Source organism: Pseudomonas wenzhouensis (genome assembly GCF_021029445.1).
GTDB lineage: Bacteria > Pseudomonadota > Gammaproteobacteria > Pseudomonadales > Pseudomonadaceae > Aquipseudomonas > Aquipseudomonas wenzhouensis.
Window position 1 is genome coordinate 2106632 of the sequence record NZ_CP072610.1, and the last position, 24249, is coordinate 2130880.

Consider the following 24249-nt stretch of genomic DNA (forward strand, 5'->3'; position numbering starts at 1 on the left):
GCATAAACCGGGCAATGCAGTAGGCTGATCGCCATTCCATAACAAGAAATTTCAGGCCGTTGTATGAGCCACGATTTGAATCAGCTGCGAAAGTTCGTTTCCCCCGAGATCATCTTTGGTGCCGGCTCCCGGCATAACGTCGGCAACTACGCCAAGACCTTCGGCGCGCGCAAGGTGCTGATCGTCTCCGATCCCGGTGTGGTTGCCGCTGGCTGGGCCGGCGATGTCGAGGCCAGCCTGCAGGCCCAGGGCATTGCCTACTGCCTGTACACCAGGGTATCGCCCAACCCACGCGTGGAAGAGGTGATGGAGGGCGCCGAGCTGTATCGCAGCGAGGGTTGCAACGTCATCGTCGCGGTCGGCGGCGGTAGCCCGATGGACTGCGCAAAGGGCATCGGCATCGTCGTTGCCCATGGCCGCAGCATTCTCGAATTCGAAGGCGTGGACACCATTCGCGTGCCCAGCCCGCCACTGATCCTGATCCCGACTACCGCCGGCACCTCAGCCGACGTGTCGCAGTTCGTGATCATCTCTAACCAGCAGGAGCGGATGAAGTTCTCCATCGTCAGCAAGGCCGTGGTGCCGGACGTGTCGCTGATCGATCCGGAAACCACGCTGAGCATGGATCCGTTCCTGTCGGCCTGCACCGGCATCGATGCCATGGTGCATGCCATCGAGGCGTTCGTCTCCACCGGCCATGGCCCGCTGACCGACCCGCACGCGCTGGAAGCCATGCGCCTGATAAACGGCAACCTGGTGCAGATGATCGCTAACCCGGGCGACATTGCCCTGCGCGAGAAGATCATGCTCGGCAGCATGCAGGCCGGCCTGGCCTTCTCCAACGCGATTCTCGGCGCCGTGCATGCCATGAGCCACAGCCTCGGTGGTTTCCTCGACCTGCCACACGGCCTGTGCAACGCCGTGCTGGTCGAGCACGTGGTGGCGTTCAACTACAGCGCGGCGCCGGAGCGTTTCAAGGTCATCGCCGAAACCCTCGGTATCGACTGCCGTGGGCTCAATCACGCGCAGATTCGCCAGCGCCTGGTCGAGCATCTTATCGCCTTCAAGCACGCCATGGGTTTCCGCGAGACGCTTGGCCTGCACGGCGTCAGCACCTCGGACATTCCGTTCCTGTCCAGCCATGCCATGGACGATCCGTGCATCCTCACCAATCCGCGTGAGTCGACCCAGCGTGACGTCGAGGTGGTGTATGGCGAGGCGCTCTGACGAAGCGCTGGCCGGGCTGCTCGGGCTCGGCAGCCAATCGGCGCGCAAGAGCCACTACCCGGAGTTGCTGGCGCGCCTGGAAGAGCTGGAAACCGAGCGCAACCGCTATAAATGGCTGTTCGAGCATGCCGTGCACGGCATCATCCAGGCCAGCCTGCAGGACGGTGTACTGGCGGCCAATCCGGCGATGGCGCGCATGCTCGGCTATGACGATCCGCAGCAGGTACTGTGGTCGCCGGATGATCTGGCCCGGCACCTGTTCGTTGGCGGCTTCGATGAGCTGGAGGTGATTCGCCAGCAGCTGAGCCAGGGACAGGTGCTGCTGGGCTATGAGACACGCCTGCGCCGGCGCGATGGCAGCACTATCGACGTGCTGATGAATTTGCTGCTTAAGCCCGAAGGGGGCGGGGTCTTCGAAGGTTTCGTCGCCGATATCACCGAGCGCAAACAGGCGCAGCAGCGCCTGCAGCAGCTCAATGACGAACTGGAGCGTCGCGTTGCCGCGCGTACCTATGAGCTGCTCGAATCCAACCGCAACCTGCAACGGCAGATCGAGGAGCGCGAGCGTATCGAGTTGGCCCTGCGCGAGGCGCGCGACGCCGCCGAGGCGGCCAACCGCAGCAAGGACAAGTACCTGGCGGCGGCCAGCCACGACCTGCTGCAACCGCTCAATGCCGCGCGCCTGCTGATTTCCACCCTGCGTGAGCGCGAGCTGCCCGGCGCCGAACGGAATCTGGTCGAGCGCAGCCACCTGGCCCTGGAAGGCGCTGAGGATTTGCTGGCGGATCTGCTGGACATTTCCAAGCTGGATCAGGCGGCGATCAAGCCGGATCTCGATGTCTATCGCCTGGAAGAGGTGCTCGCGCCGCTGGTATCTGAATTCGACAGCGTGGCCTCGGCCAGTGGTTTGCGCCTGCGGGCGCGAGTCCCGAGTTATGCGGTACACACCGATTTCCGTCTGCTGACACGCATTTTGCGCAACTTTCTCAGCAATGCCTGCCGCTACACCGAGCGCGGTGGTGTACTGCTCGGCGTACGCCGACGTGGCGCCTTCGTCGAGTTGCAGGTATGGGATAGCGGGCGTGGTATCGCCGCCGATCAGCTGGACACGATCTTCCTCGAGTTCAGCCAGCTTGAGGTCGGGCGCGCCGCCGAGCGCAAGGGTGTTGGCCTGGGCCTGGCTATCGTCGAGCGTATCGCACGCATGCTGGGCTATCCGGTGCAGGTGTTCTCGCAGCCAGGGCGTGGTTCCGTCTTCAGTATCCGCGTGCCGCTGGCGCAGGAGGCTCCGCGGCGCCAGGTACAATCCGCTGCGCAGCCGATCCTCGGTAACCCCCTGCCGGGGCGGCGCCTGCTGGTGATCGATAATGAAGTCGACATCCTGCATAGCATGGACGCACTGCTCGGGCAGTGGGGCTGCGAGGTGGTCACGGCGGTCGACTTGGCTGAAGCCTTGCAGAAACTGCAGGGCAGGGCGCCAGAGGTGATCCTGGCGGATTTTCACCTCGATCATGGGGTGCTCGGTTGTCAGGTGATTCAGCAACTGCGTGACGAATTTTCCAGGCCGATTCCGGCGCTGATCATCAGCGCTGATCGCAGTGATGACTGCCGTCATGAGTTGCAGGCACTGGGGGCGCCGCTGCTGAACAAGCCGGTCAAGCCGGGCAAGTTGCGCGCGGTACTCAGCCAGTTACTGATCGACGCTTGAGCTCGCAGCGATTGACGGAGTGAACCTGGGTGACTGGGGTGCTGTCTATTGGCTACCTCGTCCCTCAGGAGATAACCACAATGACAATTTCCATGAACCCCGTTATGCGCCGTCTGGCAGCCATCACCGCGTTGTTTCACCTGTTGCTGGTGGTGCAGATTCCTGCCGCGAACGCGGCGATGGTCGGCACGCACGAGGTGATCGCCGAGCAGCAGCACAAGGTGGATCAGCAGCAGTTGATGGCCATGCTCGATGACGAGCAGGTGAAGGAGAAACTGGTATCGATGGGCGTTGACCGTGACCAGGTCGAATCGCGTATCGCCAGCCTGACCCCGGCCGAACTGGCGCAGTTCAACCAGCAGCTGGATCAGGCACCAGCCGGTGCGGGTGTGGTTGGCATCATCGTGTTGTTTCTGGTGATCTTCATCATCACTGATATGCTGTGCGCCACCAACATCTTCAATTTCGTCAAATGCATAAATCGCTGATTCGCCTCTGCTGTATCGCCTCGATCGTTCTACTGACAGCCTGCGCTCGCTCTCCGGTGTTATCACCGGTGGGCGAGCGTTTGCCTGAGCGGGTGGAACTCACCGATGTGCCTTTCTTTCCTCAGGATGCCTACCAGTGCGGGCCGGCGGCTTTGGCTACCATGCTCAACCAGCGTGGTGTGCTGACCACGCCTGGTGCGCTCAGGGACAAGGTCTACATCCCCAGCCGTGAAGGCAGCCTGCAGGTGGAGATGGTCGCCGCGGCGCGCAATCACGAAATGCTGGTGTATCCGCTACAGCCACGCCTGGAGGCGGTGCTCGCCGAGGTGGCCGCTGGCAACCCGGTGCTGGTGCTGCAGAACCTGGCATTCGACTGGTATCCGCAATGGCACTTCGCGGTGGTGGTGGGTTACGACCGTCGCGAGCGCACGCTGATTTTACGTTCCGCCACCACGCGCAGGCTCGAAGACAGCTTCAACAGCTTCGACAGAACCTGGGCGCGCGGTGGGCGCTGGGCGGTCGTGACCTTGCCGCCAGAGCGTCTGCCGGCGCAGGCCGATGTCCACACCTGGATGAAAGCCGCCAACGACCTGGAGCAAACCGGCAACGCACAGGCCGCTCGGCGCGCCTATCGCCGCGCCGCCGAGGCCTGGCCGGAGCAGTCGCTGCCCTGGTTCGCCCTGAGCAACAGCCGCTACGCCGATGGCGACCGCAAGGGCGCCGAGCAGGCATTGCGTGAAAGCCTCAAGCGCGAGCCGGGTTTTGCTGCGGGTTGGTTCAACCTGTCGCAAGTGCTGGGTGAGCAGGGTTGTGCTTCCGAGGCGCAGCAGGCCCAGGCCTGCGCACAGCGTCTGGCACCGGAGGATTCGCGATTCGCTTTAACGCCGAAAGCCAGTGGTTCCGGTGGGCAGTGTCAGGCCTTGCCGGCCTGTCCGTGATGCCAATGAAAACGGCGCCCTTGCAGGCTGTGTGAAAACGCTCTGAACTGAACCGGTTCAATACAAACGCCTCGATTGATTCGGGGCGTCTGTGTTTTTACTGATGCAATGATGCAAAGTGCAGCGTTCAGGTCAGTAGCTCGATCATGCGGCGCGCCCCGAGTACCGAAATAGCACGTTTGAGGTTGTAGGCTTGCACGGCCATCGCCATCTCAGCTCTCACCCCGCTGAAATGGCGCACTAGAAAACGACCGTTGCCCAGAATCCATTGTTTGAGATTGCCAAAAGGGTGCTCGACGATTGCTCGTCGCCGTCCCATCATCTCAGGGTGAGTTTCGAGTCGTTTCTCCATCCGCGCGAACGCCTCTTCGTTGGGATGGCGGCTGATATGACGCCGTTGGGCCTGTGTGCACTTGGCTTTTAATGGGCAGTTCCCGCAGTCCTCGGCACGGGCTGCGTAAAGGCGAGTGCCACGATTGAGCTGTTTCAGCGACAGGGTCTTACCCGCAGGACATTGGAAACTGTCGGTCGCAGGATCGTAAGTGAAGTCCTGACGCACAAACAGCGTGCCGCCGCCCTGGTTGTTGGGCGCGCGATTCACGGGGACGAAAGCCGTAATGCCCGCTTCTTCGCAGGCCTGAAACTGCGCCCCGTTGGAATAACCTGCATCAGCCGTGACGGTCAGCTCAGGCTGCTGCAGAACCGCCTGAGTCGCTTTGGCCACCAGCTCCCCACTGATCAAGCTCGCCTGGCGACAGAACTGGACGAAAGCCTTGCAAGTCGCCTGAAAGGCCATGCTGTTGTCTTTGCGAAAATCCGCGATGGTCTTGAAGTCCGGCGCCAGACGACCCAGCAACCACATCACCTCGATATTGCGCTGGCACTCCGCCTCCAATCGACGAGAGGAGCGAATGCGCTGGAAGTAGCCATATAGGTATAGCTTGAGCAAATCAGCTGGATCGTAGCCAGGGCGCCCAGTCTTGAGCGGCTCAGCCTTGCTGAACCCCAGTACCTTCAGATCCAGACGAGCCACATAGGCCTCGATGACTCGAACTAGATGATCCTCAGGAACCAGCTCTTCCAATGTCGGCGGAAACAGGCTGCTTTGTTGCCGATCTTCACCTTGGATATAGCCCATAAACGACAATGCCCCTATCGACCGATAGAGGCATTGTCTTCACCTTGCACTCAGACTGCTAGGTTTTCACACAGTCTGCTTGGGCGCCGTTTTCATTGATGCGTTGCTTAGACGCCCAGTTTGTCACGCAGCGTGTAGTACCAGGCGCCGATGGCACTGAATGGCACCTGGAACAGGCGACCGCCCGGGAAGGGGTAGTGCGGCAACCCGGCGAAGGCATCGAAGCGCTCGGCCTGACCACGCAACGCTTCTGCCAGCACCTTGCCCGCCAGGTGCGTGTAGGTCACGCCATGGCCGCTGCAACCTTGCGAGTAGTAGATGTTGTCGCCGATACGACCGACCTGCGGCAGGCGCGACAGGGTCAGCAGGAAGTTGCCGGTCCAGGCGAAGTCGATCTTCACATTCTTCAACTGTGGGAAGGTCTTGAGCATCTTCGGACGGATGATCGCTTCGATATTGGCTGGATCGCGTGCGCCGTATACCACGCCACCGCCGTAGATCAGACGCTTGTCGCCGGTGAGGCGGTAGTAGTCGAGCAGGTAGTTGCAGTCTTCGACGCAGTAATCCTGCGGCAGCAGGCTGGCTGCAACTTCATCGGACAGCGGCTCGGTGGTGATCACCTGAGTGCCGCACGGCATCGACTTGGACGCCAGCTCCGGCACCAGGTTGCCTAGGTAGGCGTTACCGGCGACCACGACGAACTTGGCCTTGATGCGGCCTTCCGGGGTATGTACCACCGGGTTGGCGCCGCGCTCGATACGGGTAGCAGGCGACTGTTCGTAGATCACACCGCCCAGTGACTCCACAGCAGCGGCTTCGCCCAGGGCCAGATTGAGCGGATGGATATGGCCGCCGCTCATGTCCAGCATGCCGCCGACGTAGTTCTCGGTGGCAACGACTTCACGGATGCGCTTGGCGTCCATCAGTTCCAGCTGGGTATGCCCGTAGCGTTCCCACAGCTTCTTCTGCGATTCCAGGTGGCCCATCTGTTTACCGGTCAGCGCCGCGAATACACCGCCATCCTTCAGGTCGCACTGAATATCGTACTTGGCGATGCGCTCGCGAATGATGCGCCCGCCTTCGAAGGCCATCTGTCCGAGCAGTTGCGCCTGCTTGGGGCCGACCGTGCGCTCGATCACGTCGATGTCGCGGCTGTAGCTGTTGACGATCTGGCCGCCGTTGCGACCGGAGGCGCCAAAACCAACCTTGGCCGCTTCAACGATGCTCACCTTGAAACCGTTTTCCAGCAGAAACAGTGCAGTGGACAGGCCGGTGTAACCCGCGCCGATGATGCACACCTCGGTCTCCACCTCACCTTGCAGGGCAGGGCGTTGCGGCACGGGATTGGCTGAAGCGGCGTAATAGGATTGTGGGTATGCCGTGTGCGCCATCTTGAACCTCTGTTCTTTATTTTTTACGAATGATTTGATGCTACCTGAGTTGAAAATAGCCGGCTAGTGCCCGTGCAAAATATTCAACGATCCGGTTTCGATAAAAAATTGGCCTATTTCAGTGAGTTAGCGAAAAAACCTGTTGACGGCCGAAAAGATCTGCGTAAAATGCGCACCCATCGAAGGCACATAGCTCAGTTGGTTAGAGCACCACCTTGACATGGTGGGGGTCGGTAGTTCGAGTCCAATTGTGCCTACCAAATCGATAAAAAGGGGTCGCCAAGCGACCCCTTTTTTTATTGCTCGCGTTTTTCGGGCAAGCTTTACGTGTTTGTTATAGGTAGCTGCTTGTCAGGGCTCAGGCTTTCTGAAAGCATCCGCACTCTTTACTTCCAGTGACTTGGTTCGGTCTGGTTGGCCTTTGGGCTCCTGCCATCGTTAGGTGGGTATACCGCTGAATCGCTTCCTGGCTCATCCCAACCCACGTGACCTTTGGTAGGGGTCACCACTAGGAGAGGAGGCGCCATGCCCATCATTACTCTTCCCGACGGCAGTCAGCGTTCGTTCGATCATCCGGTATCCGTGCTGGAGGTCGCTCAATCCATTGGTGCGGGTCTGGCCAAGGCCACCCTGGCAGGCAAGGTCAACGGCAAGCAGGTCGATGCCTGTGACGTGATCGATACCGATGCCACCTTGCAGATCATCACGCCGAAGGACGAAGAGGGGCTGGAGATCATTCGTCACTCCTGTGCTCACCTGGTTGGGCATGCCGTGAAGCAGCTGTATCCGAATGCCAAGATGGTGATCGGCCCAGTTATCGATGAAGGCTTCTATTACGACATCGCCATTGATCGTCCTTTCACGCCGGAAGACATGGCGGCCATCGAAAAGCGCATGGCCGAGCTGATCGAGAAGGACTACGACGTCATCAAGAAGATGACGCCGCGTGCCGAAGTCATCGAGCTGTTCAAGTCGCGTGGCGAGGAATACAAGCTGCGTCTGATCGACGACATGCCGGACGAAACGGCCATGGGTCTGTACTTCCATGAAGAATACGTCGATATGTGTCGCGGCCCGCACGTGCCGAACACGCGTTTTCTCAAGGCGTTCAAGCTGACCCGTATTTCCGGCGCCTACTGGCGCGGCGACTCGAAGAATGAGCAGTTGCAGCGTGTGTACGGCACTGCCTGGGCGGACAAGAAGCAGCTGGCTGCCTATATCCAGCGCATCGAAGAGGCCGAGAAGCGCGATCACCGCCGCATCGGCAAGCAGCTCGACCTGTTCCATCTGCAGGAAGAAGCGCCGGGCATGGTGTTCTGGCACCCCAATGGCTGGACTGTCTACCAGGTGCTGGAGCAGTACATGCGCCAGGTGCAGCGTGAGAACGGCTACGTTGAGGTTCGCACGCCGCAGGTGGTTGATCGCATCCTGTGGGAGCGTTCCGGTCACTGGTCCAACTACGCCGAGAACATGTTCACCACGGCCTCGGAAAACCGCGATTACGCGGTCAAGCCGATGAACTGCCCGTGCCATGTGCAGATCTTCAATCAGGGCCTGAAGTCCTACCGTGACCTGCCGCTGCGTCTGGCCGAGTTCGGTGCCTGTCACCGTAACGAACCGTCCGGCGCGCTGCACGGCATCATGCGTGTGCGTGGCTTCGTGCAGGACGATGCGCACATCTTCTGCACCGAAGATCAGGTCAAGAAGGAAGCGGCCGATTTCATCAAGCTGACTCTGCAGGTCTACTCGGACTTCGGCTTCACCGATATCGCCATGAAACTCTCGACCCGTCCCGCCAAGCGCGTGGGCTCTGATGAGTTGTGGGACCGTGCCGAGGGTGCGCTAGCCGAGGCGCTGAACGAGTCCGGCCTGGCCTGGGAATACCAGCCGGGCGAGGGCGCCTTCTACGGTCCGAAGATCGAGTTCACCTTGCGTGACTGTCTGGGTCGTAACTGGCAGTGCGGTACGCTGCAGTACGATCCGAACCTGCCTGAGCGTCTGGATGCCAGCTACATCGCCGAAGACAACAACCGCAAACGCCCGGTCATGTTGCACCGCGCGATCCTCGGTTCGTTCGAGCGCTTCATCGGTATGCTGATCGAGCACTACGCCGGTTCCTTCCCAGCCTGGCTCGCGCCGACCCAGGCGGTGATCATGAATATCACCGACAAACAGGCCGATTTTGCCCGTGAAGTCGAGAAAACTCTCAATCAAAGCGGTTTTCGTGCCAAGGTTGACTTGAGAAACGAAAAGATCGGCTTTAAAATCCGCGAGCATACCTTGCTCAAGGTTCCCTATCTCTTGGTTATTGGAGATCGGGAAGTCGAGACTCGATCCGTTGCTGTCCGTACCCGTGAAGGCGTCGATCTGGGCTCTCTGCCCATCGAGCAGTTCGCCGCACAGTTGCAGCAAGCGGTTTCCCGGCGTGGTCGCCAAGATTTGGAGTAATAACTATTAAGCGTGAAATGAGACAGGACAAGCGGGCCGCCCCCAAGGCGCCGATCAACGAGAACATTACCGCTCGCGAAGTGCGCCTGATTGATGCCGATGGTGAGCAGATTGGTATTGTGTCGATCGATGAGGCATTGCGCGTGGCTGAAGAAGCCAAGCTGGATCTGGTAGAGATCTCGGCTGATGCAGTACCGCCAGTTTGCCGCATCATGGATTACGGCAAGCACCTGTTCGAGAAGAAGAAACAGGCTGCGATTGCCAAGAAGAATCAGCACCAGCAGCAGATCAAAGAGATCAAGTTTCGTCCAGGGACGGAGGAAGGGGATTATCAGGTAAAACTACGCAACCTGATACGTTTCCTTGAAGATGGGGACAAGGCCAAGGTATCGCTTCGATTCCGCGGTCGTGAGATGGCTCACCAGGAGCTGGGTATGGAGCTGCTCAAGCGGGTCGAACAAGACCTGATCGAGCTCGGCACCGTAGAACAGCATCCTAAGCTGGAAGGACGCCAGCTGATGATGGTCATCGCTCCCAAGAAGCGTAAATAATCTACCGGGCACTGGCAGGCCTGATGGTTATCAGTTGTTAATGAATGCGGAGTACAAAACATGCCAAAAATGAAAACCAAGAGCGGTGCTGCGAAGCGCTTCCTGAAGACTGCTACAGGCTTCAAGCACAAGCACGCTTTCAAGAGCCACATCCTGACCAAGATGTCCACGAAACGTAAGCGCCAGCTGCGTGGCAGCTCGCTGATCGGTCCGTCGGACAAAGCTAAAGTCGAGCGCATGCTGCGCGTTCGTTAATCGGTCAAGATACTTAGAGGTAATTACTCATGGCTCGTGTTAAGCGTGGCGTTATCGCTCGTGCTCGTCACAAAAAGATTCTGAAACTGGCTAAAGGCTACTACGGCGCGCGCTCGCGCGTGTTCCGTGTTGCCAAGCAGGCTGTCATCAAGGCGGGTCAATATGCCTACCGTGACCGTCGTCAGAAAAAACGTCAGTTCCGCGCACTGTGGATCGCTCGTATCAACGCTGGTGCCCGCGTCAACGGTCTGTCCTACAGCCGTCTGATCGCTGGCCTGAAAAAAGCGTCGATCGAAATCGACCGTAAGGTTCTGGCTGATCTGGCAGTGAACGAAAAAGCGGCGTTTGCTGCGATTGTCGAGAAGGCCAAGGCCGTTCTGGCTTAAGTCCCCCGACAATTCACCGGGCTTGCCCGGTGGCAACGTCAAAGATAGGGGAAGAGCCTTAACAGCTCTTCCCCTATTTTGTATCTGGAGTCTGTAAATGGAAAATCTGGATGCATTGGTCTCGCAAGCGCTCGAGGCCGTGCAACAAAGCGAAGATGTCAATGCCCTGGAGCAGCTCCGGGTTCAGTACCTCGGCAAGAAGGGTGAGCTGACCGCCCTGATGCAGACTCTGGGCAAGCTGTCGGCCGAAGAGCGTCCGCAGGCTGGTGCTCTGATCAACGCTGCCAAGAATCAGGTGCAAGATGCGCTGAATGCCCGCAAAACCGTGCTTGAGCAGGCTCTGCTCGCCGAGAAGCTGGCCTCCGAGCGTATCGACGTGACCTTGCCTGGCCGCGGTCAGGCCTCTGGTGGTCTGCATCCGGTGACTCGCACGCTGGAGCGTGTCGAACAGTTCTTTACTCACATTGGTTACAGCGTTGCCGAAGGCCCGGAAGTCGAAGACGACTATCATAACTTCGAGGCGCTCAACATCCCCGGTCACCACCCGGCACGGGCGATGCACGACACCTTCTATTTCAACGCGAACATGCTGCTACGCACCCACACCTCGCCGGTGCAGGTGCGCACCATGGAGTCGCAACAGCCGCCGATCCGCATTGTCTGCCCGGGTCGCGTTTATCGCTGCGACTCCGATATCACTCACTCGCCCATGTTCCACCAGGTCGAAGGCCTGCTGGTCGACGAGGACATCAGCTTTGCCGACCTCAAGGGCACCATCGAGGAGTTCCTCCGAGTGTTCTTCGAGAAGCCATTGGGCGTGCGCTTCCGTCCATCGTTCTTCCCGTTCACCGAGCCGTCGGCCGAAGTCGACATGCAGTGCGTGATGTGCTCCGGCAAGGGTTGCCGTGTGTGCAAGCAGACCGGCTGGCTGGAAGTGATGGGCTGCGGCATGGTGCACCCGAACGTGCTGCGTATGAGTGGCATCGATCCGGAGAAATACTCCGGCTTCGCCTTCGGTATGGGCGTCGAACGCCTGGCCATGCTGCGTTATGGCGTCAATGATCTGCGCCTGTTCTTCGATAACGACCTGCGGTTCCTGGCTCAATTTCGCTAGCACCCGCCTCTCGTGATCGAATTCATTTAGCGTGACAGTCGCGTAGCGACGCTTCCTTCAAATCCTTCTCCCTTGGGAGAAGATGGCGCAAAGCGCCGGATGAGGGTGGGGTATGCAGCGTAGGCTTGCATGATGAGGGTGCCTACGCGGCATGCCCGTCAAGGAGAACAGACAACATGAAATTCAGTGAACAGTGGCTGCGCAGCTGGGTGAATCCCGGCGTATCCCGCGAGGAGCTGGTCGCGCGCCTGTCCATGGTCGGCCTCGAAGTCGACGCCGTGCAGCCTGTGGCCGGCGCCTTCAGTGGTGTGGTGGTCGGTGAGATCCTGAGTGCCGAGCAACATCCGGACGCCGACAAGCTGCGCGTCTGCCAGGTCAGCAATGGCGCCGAGACCTTCCAGGTCGTTTGCGGTGCGCCCAATGCTCGCGTCGGCATCAAGATTCCGTTCGCCATGATCGGTGCCGAGCTGCCAGGCGATTTCAAGATCAAGAAGGCCAAACTGCGTGGCGTGGAGTCCCAGGGCATGCTGTGCTCGGCTTCCGAGCTGCAGATCAGCGAGGACAACAGTGGTCTGATGGAGCTGGCGGCAGACGCCCCGGTAGGCCAGGACATTCGTACCTACCTGGGCCTGGATGACGCCAGCATCGAGATCGGCCTGACGCCTAACCGCGGCGATTGCCTGTCGCTCGCTGGCCTGGCCCGCGAAGTCGGCGCCATGTACAGCGCTGCAGTTTCTCCAGTTGCTGTCGACGCCGTTGCGCCTGTGCATGACGAAGTGCGCCCGGTCGAAGTGCTCGCGCCCAAGGCTTGCCCGCGCTACCTCGGTCGCGTCGTGCGTAACGTCGACCTGTCTCGTCCGACGCCGTTGTGGATGGTCGAACGTCTGCGTCGCTCCGATATCCGCAGCATCGATGCGGCGGTGGACATCACCAACTATGTGATGCTCGAGCTGGGTCAGCCCATGCATGCCTTCGATCTTGCTGAGATTAACGGCGGCATTCGCGTGCGCATGGCTGAAGAGGGCGAGAAGCTGGTGTTGCTCGACGGCCAGGAAGTTAGCCTGCGTACTGATACGCTGGTCATCGCTGATCACAGTCGCGCCCTGGCCATCGCAGGTGTGATGGGCGGTGAGCACAGCGGTGTGAGCGACAAGACGCGCGACCTGTTCCTGGAAAGTGCCTTCTTCGACAATATCGCCGTTGCCGGCAAGGCCCGCTTCTATGGCCTGCACACCGACGCTTCGCACCGTTTCGAGCGGGGTGTGGATTCGCAACTGGCGCGCAAAGCGATGGAGCGCGCGACTGCGCTGCTGCTGGAGATCGTTGGCGGCGAAGCCGGTCCGATCATCGAAGTCAGCAGCGAGGCCGATCTGCCGAATGTGGCGCCGATCACTCTGCGCGCCGAGCGCATCAGCCAGATGCTGGGTATGGACATGGACGGCGCCGAGGCCGAGCGCCTGCTCACCGCGCTGGGGCTGGGCGTCAGTGCTCAGGGTGCTGGCCAGTGGCTGGTCAGCGTGCCAAGTCATCGTTTCGATATCAGCCTGGAAGTGGATCTGATCGAAGAGCTGGGTCGCCTGTATGGTTATAACCGCTTGCCGGTGCGTTACCCGCAGGCTCGTCTCGAGCCGCAGACCAAGGCCGAGGCGCGTGCCGAGCTGCCTGCGTTACGTCGCTTGCTGGTCGCCCGTGGTTATCAGGAGGCGATCACCTACAGCTTCATCGATCCCAAGCTGTTCGAGCTGTTCACCCCGGGCGTGGAGCCGCTGCAACTGGCCAACCCGATTTCCGCCGACATGGCTGCCATGCGTTCTTCGCTGTGGCCCGGTCTGGTCAAGGCGCTACAGCACAACCTCAACCGTCAGCAGTCGCGCGTGCGCCTGTTCGAAAGCGGTCTGCGTTTCGTCGGTCAGCTGGAAGGCCTGCAGCAGGAAGCCATGCTTGCTGGTGTGATCAGCGGCAGCCGTCTACCTGAAGGCTGGGCTAACAGTCGCGAGAGTGCCGACTTCTTCGACCTGAAGGCTGATGTCGAAGCGCTGCTGGGTTATGCCGGTGCGGCCGATGCCTTCCGTTTCGTGCCGGGTGAGCACCCAGCGTTGCATCCAGGCCAGACCGCTCGCATCGAGCGTGAAGGGCGCCTGGTAGGCTTCATGGGGGCTCTGCATCCTGAGCTTGCCAAGACCCTGGGTCTGGATCAGCCAGTGTTCCTCTTCGAACTGGTCCTGGCCGAGGTTGCGGCCGGTCGTATGCCTGTATTCAGCGAGTTGTCGCGCTTCCCTGAGGTGCGCCGTGACCTGGCGCTGCTGGTCGAGCGTGAGCAGCCTGCCGAAGCCGTATTGGCTGCAATTCGTGAAACAGCGGGTGAGTGGCTGACAGACCTCAAGCTATTTGACGTCTATCACGGTAAAGGTATTGATCCGCTTAGAAAAAGCCTTGCCGTCGGCTTGACCTGGCAACATCCATCGCGCACTCTTAATGACGATGAGGTGAGTACTACTACGCAAAATATCCTCACCTGCCTCGAACAAAGGTTCAACGCCACGTTAAGGAAGTAGCGTATGGGGGCTCTGACGAAAGCTGAAATGGCGGAACGTCTGTATGAAGAGCTCGGCCTGAACAAACGGGAAGCCAAGGAACTGGTGGAGCTGTTTTTTGAAGAGATCCGCCAGGCTCTTGAGCTGAACGAACAGGTCAAGCTGTCCGGGTTCGGCAACTTCGACTTGCGCGACAAGCGCCAGCGACCCGGCCGTAACCCGAAAACAGGGGAAGAGATTCCAATCACGGCTCGCCGTGTGGTCACTTTTCGTCCAGGGCAAAAATTGAAAGCCAGGGTCGAGGCCTATGCTGGAACCAAGTCATAACGACGAACTACCGGTAATTCCCGGCAAACGCTACTTCACCATTGGTGAGGTCAGTGAACTCTGCGCGGTCAAACCCCACGTTCTACGTTACTGGGAGCAGGAATTCCCACAACTGAACCCGGTAAAGCGGCGGGGTAACCGTCGCTATTACCAGCGTCAGGATGTGCTGATGATTCGGCAGATTCGTGCACTTCTGTACGATCAAGGCTTCACCATCGGTGGCGCACGTCAGCGTCTTTCCGGTGACGAAGCCAAGGACGACACCACCCAGTATCGTCAGTTGATCAAGCAGATGGTCGCCGAGCTAGAGGATGTGCTGTACGTGCTGAGGAAGTAAGGCCAAGAAAAAGTTGCCTTATTTCAAAAGCTTAATGTATAGTTCATCCCGCTTTCGGTCACCCGGAGGCATCGTCGGGGCGTAGCGCAGCCCGGTAGCGCACTTGCATGGGGTGCAAGGGGTCGAGTGTTCGAATCACTCCGTCCCGACCAAAAAACCCTAGAAAATCCAGTCACTTAACGGTGGCTGGATTTTTTTATGCCTGATGGATTATGACTGTCTTTGATTTTTGCCCCACTTTTTGCCCCACCGCTGAACGTGGCAATACTGGAGGGGGAATAAGGCTGCCATTTCAGCTGCTCCTGTATTGCAGGTCGGCCTGACTAAGGGCCTCAGAGGCCTCTCTCGGCCAGGAGCGGTCATCGAGTATCTACCGATGCTGGGCCGATTCACCTATTTTCCCTGCTTAAACGCCCTCAACAGCTTCTCGGGCACGAAATACAGATCACCCCGGGCCCTGGTGCAGGCTACGTACAGCTTGTTGCGGGTTTGCGGGTTGGCCAGATGTAGCCTCTCAGCCACATAGTCTTTCCAGATACCCGGGCCCATCACAATGCAAACATCGTTAAAGTGATCCATGCCCTTGCTTGCCCCCCAATTTTCGGAGTGGCAGCCGTACTTGTAGTGTTCACTCAAAAACAACTTCACGATGGCTGGGTCAGCGTGCAACAAGTTGGCCTGGTCTTGGTCGTCCACCGTAATGATCCGACTGCCCCGTTCCTCATGGGCACCCATCGCGATTTGTAGCTTTTCGCTGATGAAGTCGCAGACCGTTTTTGCGCATCGCCAGCTGCGGCTCAGTGTTGCCTTGTCTACCGTGAGACCGGCATCACGAAAGCGCTTCTCGTAGCGGGCGACATCGTCGTGAAGGTTTTTGTTTATCGCTCCGTCTCTGCTGGTATCGAAGGTATGCTGGTGGAAGTCACCGACGAACATCATGCCAATTCTCGCCTGGGAAACCTCCAGCAGCAGGTTGAAGTCGTGGCCCGCGAAATCCTGTACCTCGTCGACGTACAGGCAGTCGTAAAAGCGCTCCAGGCGGGCGCGCACGTCCGGTATGGCCTTCACGACCTGTAGCAGTTTGGCGAGGCGGCAGTGATAGAGCCTGCCGCTGCCATCGCGGTACCGATTGAGATCGTCCAGGGGGTAGTGCCTGTCGGGCGGGCGCCTGAAATTCAGGCCTCGGGTTCCTAGCTGCAATTGCATCAAGGGCCGATAGCAGAACCCATGCAGGAACGAGAAGTACGTCATGAGCGTGATGTTGGATGGGATCATCCCAAATCTCTGGATGATCCTGTTACGCAGGTGCCGGTGATTGTTGTCCGTGTAAGTGATGACCAATGCCCGCTGATCACTGCTGAGACGCTCGATGATCAGGCTGGTTTTTCCGGATCCTGCAACGGAAAAAATTACGCTCTTATCCATTCGATCGCTTCCTGTATGTACTTAGGGGCGATCAGTTCAGCGGACTTATTGGTCAGCAGCTCGAAAGCGGCATCCGCTTTATTTTTGAGCATGTACTCTTGAACGGTCAGCTTTTTGCGTCCCGCAGCAAAAAGGTCGTCGCAGGTTTTCTGGTTGTCGCTGTACAGCCCTATTTCGAAGGTGCTTCGCTCAGGATCTGGATCGGCAAAAATCTTGGCCGACTCGTAAAGGTAGCCTTCGTAGTTCGCTACACAGTTCTGTTGATAGTCACCGTCGTTATCCCGAATTGCGGCGATTCTGATGTTCAGGAGCCTTCCGAGCTCCAGGTAGCGTTTAAAGCTCGTTCCGCCGATCGAGATGATGTGCACATCATTAGCTTGGGGAAGGTGGCCTGCCTGCTGCGTGTAGAAATGCTCCATGAGGATGAATTCTGCATCACCTTCGACCAGGATGACTCGCGTGGAGAGAGCGAGCTCAAGGACGTTGTTATCGGGTGCTTTCATGAAGAAGGTTGCGGTGGGCTCCGACAGGTCTTTCAAGCGTCCCGCATGACCAGATCCGAGCAGCAGCGCGTGGCGTAGATCGAGCCGTGCGCAGATATGGCTGCTGTGCGTCGCGATGAACAACTGAGTGCCTGTCGTGCCCGCCAGCCTCTCAACCAAGCGCTTCATGTTGGTGTGGCTCAGATGGTTTTCGGGCTCTTCCAGCAACAGCGCGTGCAGGCTCCCTTTTTCCTCGTGTTTCTGCAGGGCAAAACTGGTCTTGATGAAGCACTGCTCACCTTTGCCGCGATTCTCAATAGGGATGCCGCCCTTGGTGATCACCAAATCGGTTTCAAGGTTGGAGCGCGAGCTGGTTCGCAAGGCAAACTGATAGTCGCCGAGCGTGTCGTTCAAATCCTTCAGGTTCTCTCGACCGAACGCCTCTTTCCCTTGCCGGTAGCGATTTTCGAGGCGGTAGCGATCCCGCACCTCGGTATGGAATCCGAACGCCGCCCGGGTGTATTCGCGAGCGGCGTATTCACTGTCAATACGAGAGCTGTCGATCATCAGGTGCTTGACCGGCCGCCGGTAGGTGACGTGAGGCGCCCCGGCGAACGTCGAGAACTGCACGCTGTAATACTCAAAGGGAAAGCTATCCCTGTTGGCTTTGAGTAGGTCGACTATCGTCTGGCCGAACTCCTCGATCAATGGGACGATGGTCATGCGTAGACCATCTGTCTGCGTTCCCTGAGCGTTTTGGGCACCATGAAAACCCTGTTCGTCTCCCTCTTCGAGAAACACGTCCACGATGACCTCGGGAAGCAAATCCAGCGTCGCAGGGCCAGCCAGAAATCTCTGCACCGCCCCCTGATTCAGCAAGGCTTCATAACCTATGCTCTCGACGCGGCTGCGACTCGCGCTCAGCGCCAGATCCAAGGCCAATAGCACGCTGCTCTTGCCAGTCTCGTTGTCGCCGATCAGGACGTTCTTGCCTGGGTCAAACTCAAGGGTCAGGTCGCCGAAACTTTTGAAATTCTTGACCACCATTTTTTTGATAGCCGGCATGTTCACTCCTTCTAACGTGCGCGTAGTTGGGGAAAGCGCGTGCTCTGTCCCTAGGCAGCTGATGGGGCATGAGCCTCGGTAAGCTATCAATTTGACACTGCGCCAGACAATCCTGAGTTTAGGAGTGTCCCCTCGGATTTAAGGTGCGGTAGATAGATACTCGCATCAGCCTCGACACGTTTGAGCGTCAGATCATTGGCATAACCGTCAAGCCCCAAGGTCGTCTAGGGGCATAGGGATGGTTCAGGATCAACTCGTGATACGGTGGGCTTGCGTATCACCGAATTGTTTAATTACGCGGGCCGGTGCCATTCTTATCCTGAGGCGTCCGGGGCTGACTCCACGCAGCCTGCCAGGGTCTGTAAGATGAGTCTCTCGGGAGACGCGTGAGGTCGCGGTTGCGATAAATCCGCGAGATCTCTTCAACCAAGGAATAGGTTCAACGCCAGTGTTTACAGTAATTCGCCCTGGGCAATCGCTTCCCAATCAAGGCCGTTCTCAGGCCTACCTCGTCTGCGACAATTGGGACGATTGGTTCGCGTATCGAACGATGTTCACTCTGTTCGTATTTGACGGAGCTGGCGTCCGCCATAGGCCGGGCTCTGTAAAAATTGGGGAAGTGGGGTTAGTTGGAGGCCCTGGCGGCCCGGAAACCCCGAGAGGCACACGCTTTCCAACGCTTAATGACCACTTCAGCCAGCTCGACCCCTCGGTGCACTTTTCGCTTGGCCAGGACGAGGACTACTACGAAACACTGACAGGTCTCTCCTACGGGTTCGGCGTGAAAGTGCTAGAGGCACTGTGTGACTGTGCCTATGATTTGGACATTTTTCGGCGCCACAAGGAGGAGGGTGTCATGTCCGTTTCCCTGTTGCGATCTGTCCATGAGTCGTCGGTTCTCAATCGGCTGCATCGACTCGCTCATGGCAACCCAATACTGACCAAGTTCGAATTTCAGTTCATGTTTCCACCGGCTCCGCTGGGTGAAAACGAGATTCCACGCGTTCCACCGATCATGAGCTTCAATGTAACCCCTAACTCGGAGCCGCCGACAAACCTGCACGTGCTGGTTGGCCGCAATGGTGTGGGGAAGACGCGTTGCATCCAAAGCATCATAAATACGATTCTGGAAAGAGATAGCGACACGGCCCCTCGCGGGCAATTGATGCGTCTAGGGGAAAATAAAGACGAGTGGGCATTTTCTCGCCTGGTGTCCGTTTCATTCAGCGCCTTCGACAGTTTCGAGCTTCCGCCAGTCGGCCAGCAGCGCACAGCAGCCACCTTTGTTGGCCTTCGAACGCAGCGACCATCAGATGGGAAGATGCTTGATGAGCTCAAGACGCCTGACGCACTGGCTACAGATTTTGTAGACAGCTTGGCAGTATGTCGCAACGGCCCCCGAAGGGATCGCTGGCTGCGCGCTATTCAAACGCTTTCTACTGATCCGCTTTTCGGTGAAACAGGCGTGGAAACCTTGGTCGAGCACGAATTCGATTGGCAGGAACGAGCCAGGCGTTTTTTCAAGCTGCTTAGTTCTGGGCACGCGATTGTGCTACTGACGACCACGCGCCTTGTTGAGTTAGTCGATGAGCAGACACTGGTCGTGCTCGATGAGCCCGAGGGGCACTTACACCCCCCTTTGCTATCAGCATTCATTCGTACCATCTCAGATCTCTTGGTCGCAAGGAACGGATTTGCGTTGATATCCACTCATTCTCCGGTTGTACTGCAGGAGGTCCCAAAAAGCTGCGTGTGGATGCTGCGACGCACCAGAACACTGGCGGCTGTAGAGCGCCCCTCTCTCGAGACCTTTGGTGAAAGTGCGGGGGTGTTGACCCGAGAAGTCTTTGGGCTTGAGGTCTCGAACTCCGGCTTCCATCAACTGATAGCAGCCGTCTCGAACCAGCCGGGAACCTCGTTTGAGGCTGTTGAGCGGCATTTCGGTGGACAGTTGGGAGCAGAGGCGCAAGCGCTGGCTCGTGGGTTAGTCATCAGGGGCAGCAACCCATGATCCGTTTACCGCTACCGACCTTCGATGTGGCCGAAGCCGTGCAAGTGTGCGCGTCCGGTATCACGATAGCGGAGAGGGCCCAGGCACTGTTAGATGCCTTACCGGTCATTCAGCATACTGAGACGGCGTATCGTGAGCTTGCTCCGCACGGAAGGCTCTACGAAATGCAGGGCAGCGATCAGGTTACACCTGATTTGGACGGTACCCTGATGGGGGTCATCTATAAGTCGCATTTTGCGCGAAACAACTCTCCATCCAGAAAGCTGTACGAACTGATAAAAATGGCACCGGAGTTCGGCATCTGCCCGTTATGCAGCCAGCGTGTCGTCGCTACAGTCGATCACTACCTCCCCCAGAAGCATTTCCCTTCGCTTAATCTCACCCCGGTGAACCTGATCCCAGCTTGTTCGGACTGCAACAAGCGAAAGCTGGCCATGGTGGCAGCGCGCGCAGAAGATCAAACGTTGCATCCGTACTATGACGATCTAGGAAGTGATCGTTGGTTGTTCGCCGAGGTGTCTCCCTCATCACCACCAACGGTGGAGTTCAAAGTCCGAGCTCCTGCTGCATGGGATGACGTCCTTGCTGCACGTGTAACTCATCACTTCGGGCTTATGGGGCTGGCGGAGTTGTACGCCGCTCAGGCAGCTAGTGAGCTCGCTGATGTTTCGTTCTTCATGGAAGAGCTTGGCGCAGCAGCAGGTGCGATTGGGGTCTATCAGCAGCTCGATCAGCAGTTCAGAACGCGCTACGCACGCGATCGTAATTCATGGAAGACCGCGCTTTATGAAGGGTTGCGCGATTCAGAGTGGTTTTGTGCTGAAGGGTATCGGTTGATTCGCCCAAGGGCTAGATAGATCTGAATGGCTGCTCTTGGCCGGTTAGCGACGGCCTGGCTGCGACCGTCGCTATGCATGGTCAAACCTCGGTCTGTTCCGCCATCTCCAGGACGTCATCGACCTCAATCCCCAGATATCGAACGGTGCTCTCCAGCTTCGTATGGCCGAGCAGCAGTTGAACCGCCCGCAGGTTCTTCGTCCTGCGATAGATCAGTGATGCCTTCGTACGTCTCATTGTGTGAGTGCCATACATGGCTGGATCAAGGCCAATGGCTTGCACCCAGCCTTTGACGATACGAGCGTATTGACGAGTGGATAGATGGTCTGAGGTGTGCAGCCTGCTCGGGAAAAGGCAGTCCTGGCTACGGAGCTGGGCTTGGTGTATCCAGGCCGCGAGAGCAGACCGTGTTTGCTCAGTAATTTCGAACTGCACTGGTCGCTTCGTTTTCTGCTGCATAACCATTGCTCGTGATGACACATGCTCGCCATGAGCAACGTCGCATACACGGAGCTTGGTTAAGTCGCAGGCTCGAAGCTTGCTGTCGATGGCCAGATCGAACAAAGCCAGATCCCGGGTTCGTTCTGCAAGCTGAAGCCTTACTCGGATGGCCCAGATATCTCTCAGCCGGAGCGGGGTTTTCTGTCCGACCAACTTTCCTTTGTTCCAGGGCCGGCGGGTGCAGGTAGCAGTGATGTTCATGGCAAGTCCTCCACATGTGTGCGGATTCCACGGTCATCTGGCCACCCATTCCATGAACATCTGACCACCGATTCCACGCTGATCCGGCCACCCATTCCACGCGCATCCGGCCACTGATTCCACGGCCATCCGGCCACTCAACCGGGCAGGCAGCTACGCAGGATTTCTTCACTACCATCGACCTCTTTTTCGAAGCAGAGAGGTCGTCGTGGAGCGTTTATCCATGCGTAAGATTCGCGAAGTACTACGTCTCAAGTTCGAGGTCGGACTATCAGCTCGCCAGATTGCGGTCAGCGTGCAGGTCGGTCGTGTCACCGTCGGCGACTACCTCAATCGTTTTGCCGCCAGTGGTCTCAGTTGGCCCTGTTCGTTGTCCGATGCCGAGTTGGAGCAGCAACTGTTCCCGCCGGCCCCGGCGGTTGCCAGCGAGAAGCGGCCTTTACCCGATTGGGCATGGGTGCATGCCGAACTGCGCCGCCCCGGGGTGACCCTGGCGCTGCTCTGGCAGGAGTACCGCCTGAGCCAGCCGCAGGGCTTCCAGTACAGCTGGTTCTGCGAACACTATCGAGCCTGGCAGGGCAAACTGGACGTGGTGATGCGCCAGGAGCACCGCGTCGGCGAGAAGCTGTTTGTCGACTACGCCGGCCAGACGGTACCGGTGATCGACCGTCACAGCGGCGAGATCCGCCAGGCGCAGGTGTTCGTCGCGGTGCTTGGCGCGTCCAGCTACACCTTCGCCGAGGCCACCTGGTCGCAGCAGTTGCCGGACTGGCTGGGTTCTCACGCCCGTTGCTTCGCCTTCCTCGGCGGCGTGCCGGAGATCGTGGTGCCGGACAACCTGCGCAGCGCGGTGAGCAAGGCCCATCGCTACGAGCCGGACATCAACCCGAGTTACCGCGATCTGGCCGAGCACTATGGCGTGGCGGTGGTGCCGGCACGAGCGCGCAAACCACGCGACAAGGCCAAGGCCGAAGTCGGCGTGCAGGTGGTCGAGCGCTGGATCCTCGCCGCGCTGAGGAATCGGCAGTTCTTCTCCCTGGATGAACTCAACAGCGCCATCTCCGTGTTGCTGAAGCGGCTCAACCGACGACCGTTTCGCAAGCTGCCGGGCTCGCGCCAGACGGCCTTCGAAGCTCTGGATCGTCCGGCGCTGCGCCCCCTGCCGGTGCAACCCTACGTCTACGCCGAGTGGAAGAAGGCGCGGGCGCACATCGACTACCACGTCGAGGTCGATGGGCATTACTACTCGGTGCCGTATCAACTGGTGAAGAAGCAACTGGAAGTACGTCTGACGGCGCGCACCGTCGAGTGTTTCCACGCCAACCAGCGAGTGGCCAGCCACCTGCGCTCAATGCACAAGGGCAGGCACAGCACGCAGGCCGAGCACATGCCCAAGAGCCATCGCGAGCATGCCGAGTGGACGCCGCAGCGGCTGATCCGCTGGGCCGAGCAGACCGGGCCGAACACCGCCGGCGTGATCCGGCACATCCTCGAACGGCGCATCCATCCGCAGCAGGGCTACCGGGCCTGCCTGGGCATCCTGCGCCTGGGCAAAACCCACGGCGAAGTGCGCCTGGAGTTGGCCTGCCGTCGCGCCCTCAGCCTCGGTGCGTGCAGTTACAAGAGCCTCGAATCGATCCTGCGCCAGGGGCTGGAAAACCTGCCGCTAGCAGCCTGTTGAAATTCGCCTACGGCCTGTCTGACTTTGCCGTGTAAGGTTTACGATATCGGCTCCAATCTGCCGGGAACCCCGATTTCCATGCGTGGCGCCGATATCACACAGGAATCCTTGTTCACTGTCGCCAAGCTTGATGACTTTGTGCCAGCGACTCACCCCCTGCGCGCCATCCGCAAGCTGGCAGACACCGCTCTGCAGCGGATGAGCGCCCTGTTCGACACCTTGTATGCCGACACCGGCCGCGCCTCGATCGCCCCCGAGAAGCTGATGCGGGCGCAGTTGCTGCAGTTGTTCTACTCGCTGCGCAGCGAGCGAATGCTGATGGAACAGCTGGGCTACAACCTGCTGTTCCGCTGGTTCGTCGGCCTGGCCATTGATGATCCGGTGTGGGATCACTCGGTCTTCTCGAAGAATCGTGACCGCCTCAATGCCCAGGCAGTGGCCGCTGAGTTTCTGAGCGAGGTGGTACGCCTGGCGGAGAAGCAGGGGCTGATCTCGGATGAGCACTTCTCGGTCGACGGCACATTGCTGCAAGCCTGGGCCTCTCAGAAGAGTTTCCGTCCCAAGGACGATACGCCAGACGACCCGGGCCCCGGCCCGCGCAATGCCCCGCCGGACTTCAAGGGGCACAAGCGCAGCAACGACACCCACGCCTCGACCAGCGATCCGGATGCCCGGCTGTACCGAAAGAGCCACAACACCGGCGCGCAGCTGAGTTACATGGGGCATGTGCTGATGGAACACCGCAGTGGCCTGGTGCGCAGTGCTCATGTGACTCTGGCCGGTGGCCATGGCGAACGCGAAGCCGCGCTGGCGATGCTGAGCAAGCTGGGTGGTCGCCGTCGCCGCACCTTGGCCGCGGACAAGGCTTACGACACGGCAGACTTCGTGGCCGCCTGTCGTGCCCTCGGCGTGACACCCCATGTTGCGCAGAACACCAATGGTCGGCGCAGCGCCATCGATGGCCGTACCACGCGCCACGCCGGCTATGGTCTGAGCCTGAAGATTCGCGCCTGGATCGAAACCCACTTCGGCTGCTCAAGGCGGCGGCAGGCCTGCGCCAGGTGAAGCAACGCGGACTTGAGCGTGTCGACGCGCTGTTCCAGCTGGCCATGGCGGCAAGCAACCTGGTGCGCCTGCCGAAGCTGCTGGCTACAGGCTCAATGGCATGAGCGCGTTGACGGGGAAGGTGCGCCTGGAGCACGCC

General features: G+C 59.0%; 19 protein-coding genes, 2 tRNA genes and 2 pseudogenes. 18 read left to right on the top strand and 5 right to left on the bottom strand.

Annotation, left to right across the window (positions count from 1 at the left end):
- Window positions 1-63 precede the first annotated feature (63 nt).
- The 4 genes from ercA (at window position 64) to J7655_RS09725 (ending at window position 4361) form a co-directional block, all read left to right on the top strand.
- A complete protein-coding gene (ercA, locus tag J7655_RS09710; protein ID WP_230927571.1) occupies window positions 64-1227 on the top strand; it encodes an alcohol dehydrogenase-like regulatory protein ErcA in 1164 nt (387 codons plus the stop codon).
- The gene (locus J7655_RS09715) at window positions 1211-2935 is read left to right on the top strand and encodes a hybrid sensor histidine kinase/response regulator (protein WP_230927572.1); all 1725 of its coding nucleotides are present in this window, start codon (window positions 1211-1213) and stop codon (window positions 2933-2935) included. The genes ercA and J7655_RS09715 overlap by 17 nt, the downstream gene beginning before the upstream one ends.
- A gap of 80 nt (window positions 2936-3015) precedes the next feature.
- Complete coding sequence (locus J7655_RS09720; protein ID WP_003461210.1) at window positions 3016-3423, top strand: PA2779 family protein; 408 nt, start codon at window positions 3016-3018, stop codon at window positions 3421-3423.
- On the top strand, window positions 3408-4361 hold the full coding sequence (locus tag J7655_RS09725; protein ID WP_420850923.1) for a PA2778 family cysteine peptidase: 954 nt from the start codon (window positions 3408-3410) through the stop codon (window positions 4359-4361). Before J7655_RS09720 ends, J7655_RS09725 begins: the two co-directional genes overlap by 16 nt.
- A 127-nt stretch (window positions 4362-4488) precedes the next feature.
- Here J7655_RS09725 and J7655_RS09730 read toward each other — a convergent pair whose 3' ends face one another.
- Both J7655_RS09730 and J7655_RS09735 read right to left on the bottom strand, forming a co-directional pair.
- Entirely contained in the window at window positions 4489-5499 is a 1011-nt protein-coding gene (locus tag J7655_RS09730) for a transposase (protein ID WP_230927573.1), read from the bottom strand.
- Window positions 5500-5606: 107 nt separating this feature from the next.
- Window positions 5607-6890: an NAD(P)/FAD-dependent oxidoreductase gene (locus J7655_RS09735; RefSeq protein WP_230927574.1), complete on the bottom strand. Its 1284-nt coding sequence runs from the start codon at window positions 6888-6890 to the stop codon at window positions 5607-5609.
- A 183-nt stretch (window positions 6891-7073) separates the two neighbouring features.
- Between J7655_RS09735 and J7655_RS09740 the strand changes: the two genes are divergently transcribed.
- From J7655_RS09740 to J7655_RS09785, 10 genes are all read left to right on the top strand, one after another.
- Window positions 7074-7150: transfer RNA gene (locus J7655_RS09740), tRNA-Val, on the top strand.
- A 265-nt stretch (window positions 7151-7415) separates the two neighbouring features.
- Window positions 7416-9338: a threonine--tRNA ligase gene (gene thrS, locus J7655_RS09745; protein WP_230927575.1), complete on the top strand. Its 1923-nt coding sequence runs from the start codon at window positions 7416-7418 to the stop codon at window positions 9336-9338.
- Window positions 9338-9889 carry a translation initiation factor IF-3 gene (infC, locus tag J7655_RS09750; RefSeq protein ID WP_230927710.1) on the top strand — a complete coding sequence of 184 codons (552 nt, stop codon included), beginning with the start codon at window positions 9338-9340 and terminating at the stop codon, window positions 9887-9889. The genes thrS and infC overlap by 1 nt, the downstream gene beginning before the upstream one ends.
- Window positions 9890-9949: 60 nt before the next feature.
- Window positions 9950-10144, top strand: a complete 195-nt coding sequence (rpmI, locus tag J7655_RS09755) for a 50S ribosomal protein L35 (RefSeq protein ID WP_003461222.1) — start codon at window positions 9950-9952, stop codon at window positions 10142-10144.
- A gap of 29 nt (window positions 10145-10173) precedes the next feature.
- The gene (rplT, locus tag J7655_RS09760) at window positions 10174-10530 is read left to right on the top strand and encodes a 50S ribosomal protein L20 (RefSeq protein WP_003461224.1); all 357 of its coding nucleotides are present in this window, start codon (window positions 10174-10176) and stop codon (window positions 10528-10530) included.
- 97 nt (window positions 10531-10627) lie between these two features.
- A complete protein-coding gene (gene pheS, locus J7655_RS09765) occupies window positions 10628-11644 on the top strand; it encodes a phenylalanine--tRNA ligase subunit alpha (protein ID WP_230927576.1) in 1017 nt (338 codons plus the stop codon).
- Between the two features lie 176 nt (window positions 11645-11820).
- Complete coding sequence (pheT, locus tag J7655_RS09770) at window positions 11821-14199, top strand: phenylalanine--tRNA ligase subunit beta (RefSeq protein ID WP_230927577.1); 2379 nt, start codon at window positions 11821-11823, stop codon at window positions 14197-14199.
- 3 nt (window positions 14200-14202) lie between these two features.
- The gene (ihfA, locus tag J7655_RS09775) at window positions 14203-14505 is read left to right on the top strand and encodes an integration host factor subunit alpha (RefSeq protein WP_003243414.1); all 303 of its coding nucleotides are present in this window, start codon (window positions 14203-14205) and stop codon (window positions 14503-14505) included.
- On the top strand, window positions 14486-14842 hold the full coding sequence (locus tag J7655_RS09780; protein WP_230927578.1) for a MerR family transcriptional regulator: 357 nt from the start codon (window positions 14486-14488) through the stop codon (window positions 14840-14842). Before ihfA ends, J7655_RS09780 begins: the two co-directional genes overlap by 20 nt.
- Window positions 14843-14917: 75 nt before the next feature.
- Window positions 14918-14994 (top strand) — tRNA-Pro (locus tag J7655_RS09785).
- A gap of 241 nt (window positions 14995-15235) precedes the next feature.
- Here J7655_RS09785 and J7655_RS09790 read toward each other — a convergent pair.
- On the bottom strand, window positions 15236-16267 hold the full coding sequence (locus tag J7655_RS09790; RefSeq protein WP_230927579.1) for a DEAD/DEAH box helicase family protein: 1032 nt from the start codon (window positions 16265-16267) through the stop codon (window positions 15236-15238).
- Window positions 16252-17814, bottom strand: coding sequence for an ATP-dependent nuclease (locus J7655_RS09795; RefSeq protein WP_230927580.1), 1563 nt, complete (start codon window positions 17812-17814; stop codon window positions 16252-16254). Before J7655_RS09795 ends, J7655_RS09790 begins: the two co-directional genes overlap by 16 nt.
- Window positions 17815-18670: 856 nt before the next feature.
- Here J7655_RS09795 and J7655_RS09800 point away from each other — a divergent pair.
- Both J7655_RS09800 and J7655_RS09805 read left to right on the top strand, forming a co-directional pair.
- Window positions 18671-19825, top strand: a complete 1155-nt coding sequence (locus J7655_RS09800) for an AAA family ATPase (RefSeq protein WP_230927581.1) — start codon at window positions 18671-18673, stop codon at window positions 19823-19825.
- Entirely contained in the window at window positions 19822-20682 is an 861-nt protein-coding gene (locus J7655_RS09805; RefSeq protein ID WP_230927582.1) for an HNH endonuclease, read from the top strand. Before J7655_RS09800 ends, J7655_RS09805 begins: the two co-directional genes overlap by 4 nt.
- A gap of 61 nt (window positions 20683-20743) precedes the next feature.
- Here J7655_RS09805 and J7655_RS09810 read toward each other — a convergent pair whose 3' ends face one another.
- On the bottom strand, window positions 20744-21364 hold the full coding sequence (locus J7655_RS09810) for a tyrosine-type recombinase/integrase (protein WP_230927583.1): 621 nt from the start codon (window positions 21362-21364) through the stop codon (window positions 20744-20746).
- A 223-nt stretch (window positions 21365-21587) separates the two neighbouring features.
- Between J7655_RS09810 and istA the strand changes: the two are divergent.
- Window positions 21588-23036: pseudogene (istA, locus tag J7655_RS09815) on the top strand (IS21 family transposase); the annotation flags it as partial.
- Between the two features lie 87 nt (window positions 23037-23123).
- Window positions 23124-24214 (top strand): annotated as a pseudogene (locus J7655_RS09820) (IS5-like element ISPa8 family transposase).
- Window positions 24215-24249 lie beyond the last annotated feature (35 nt).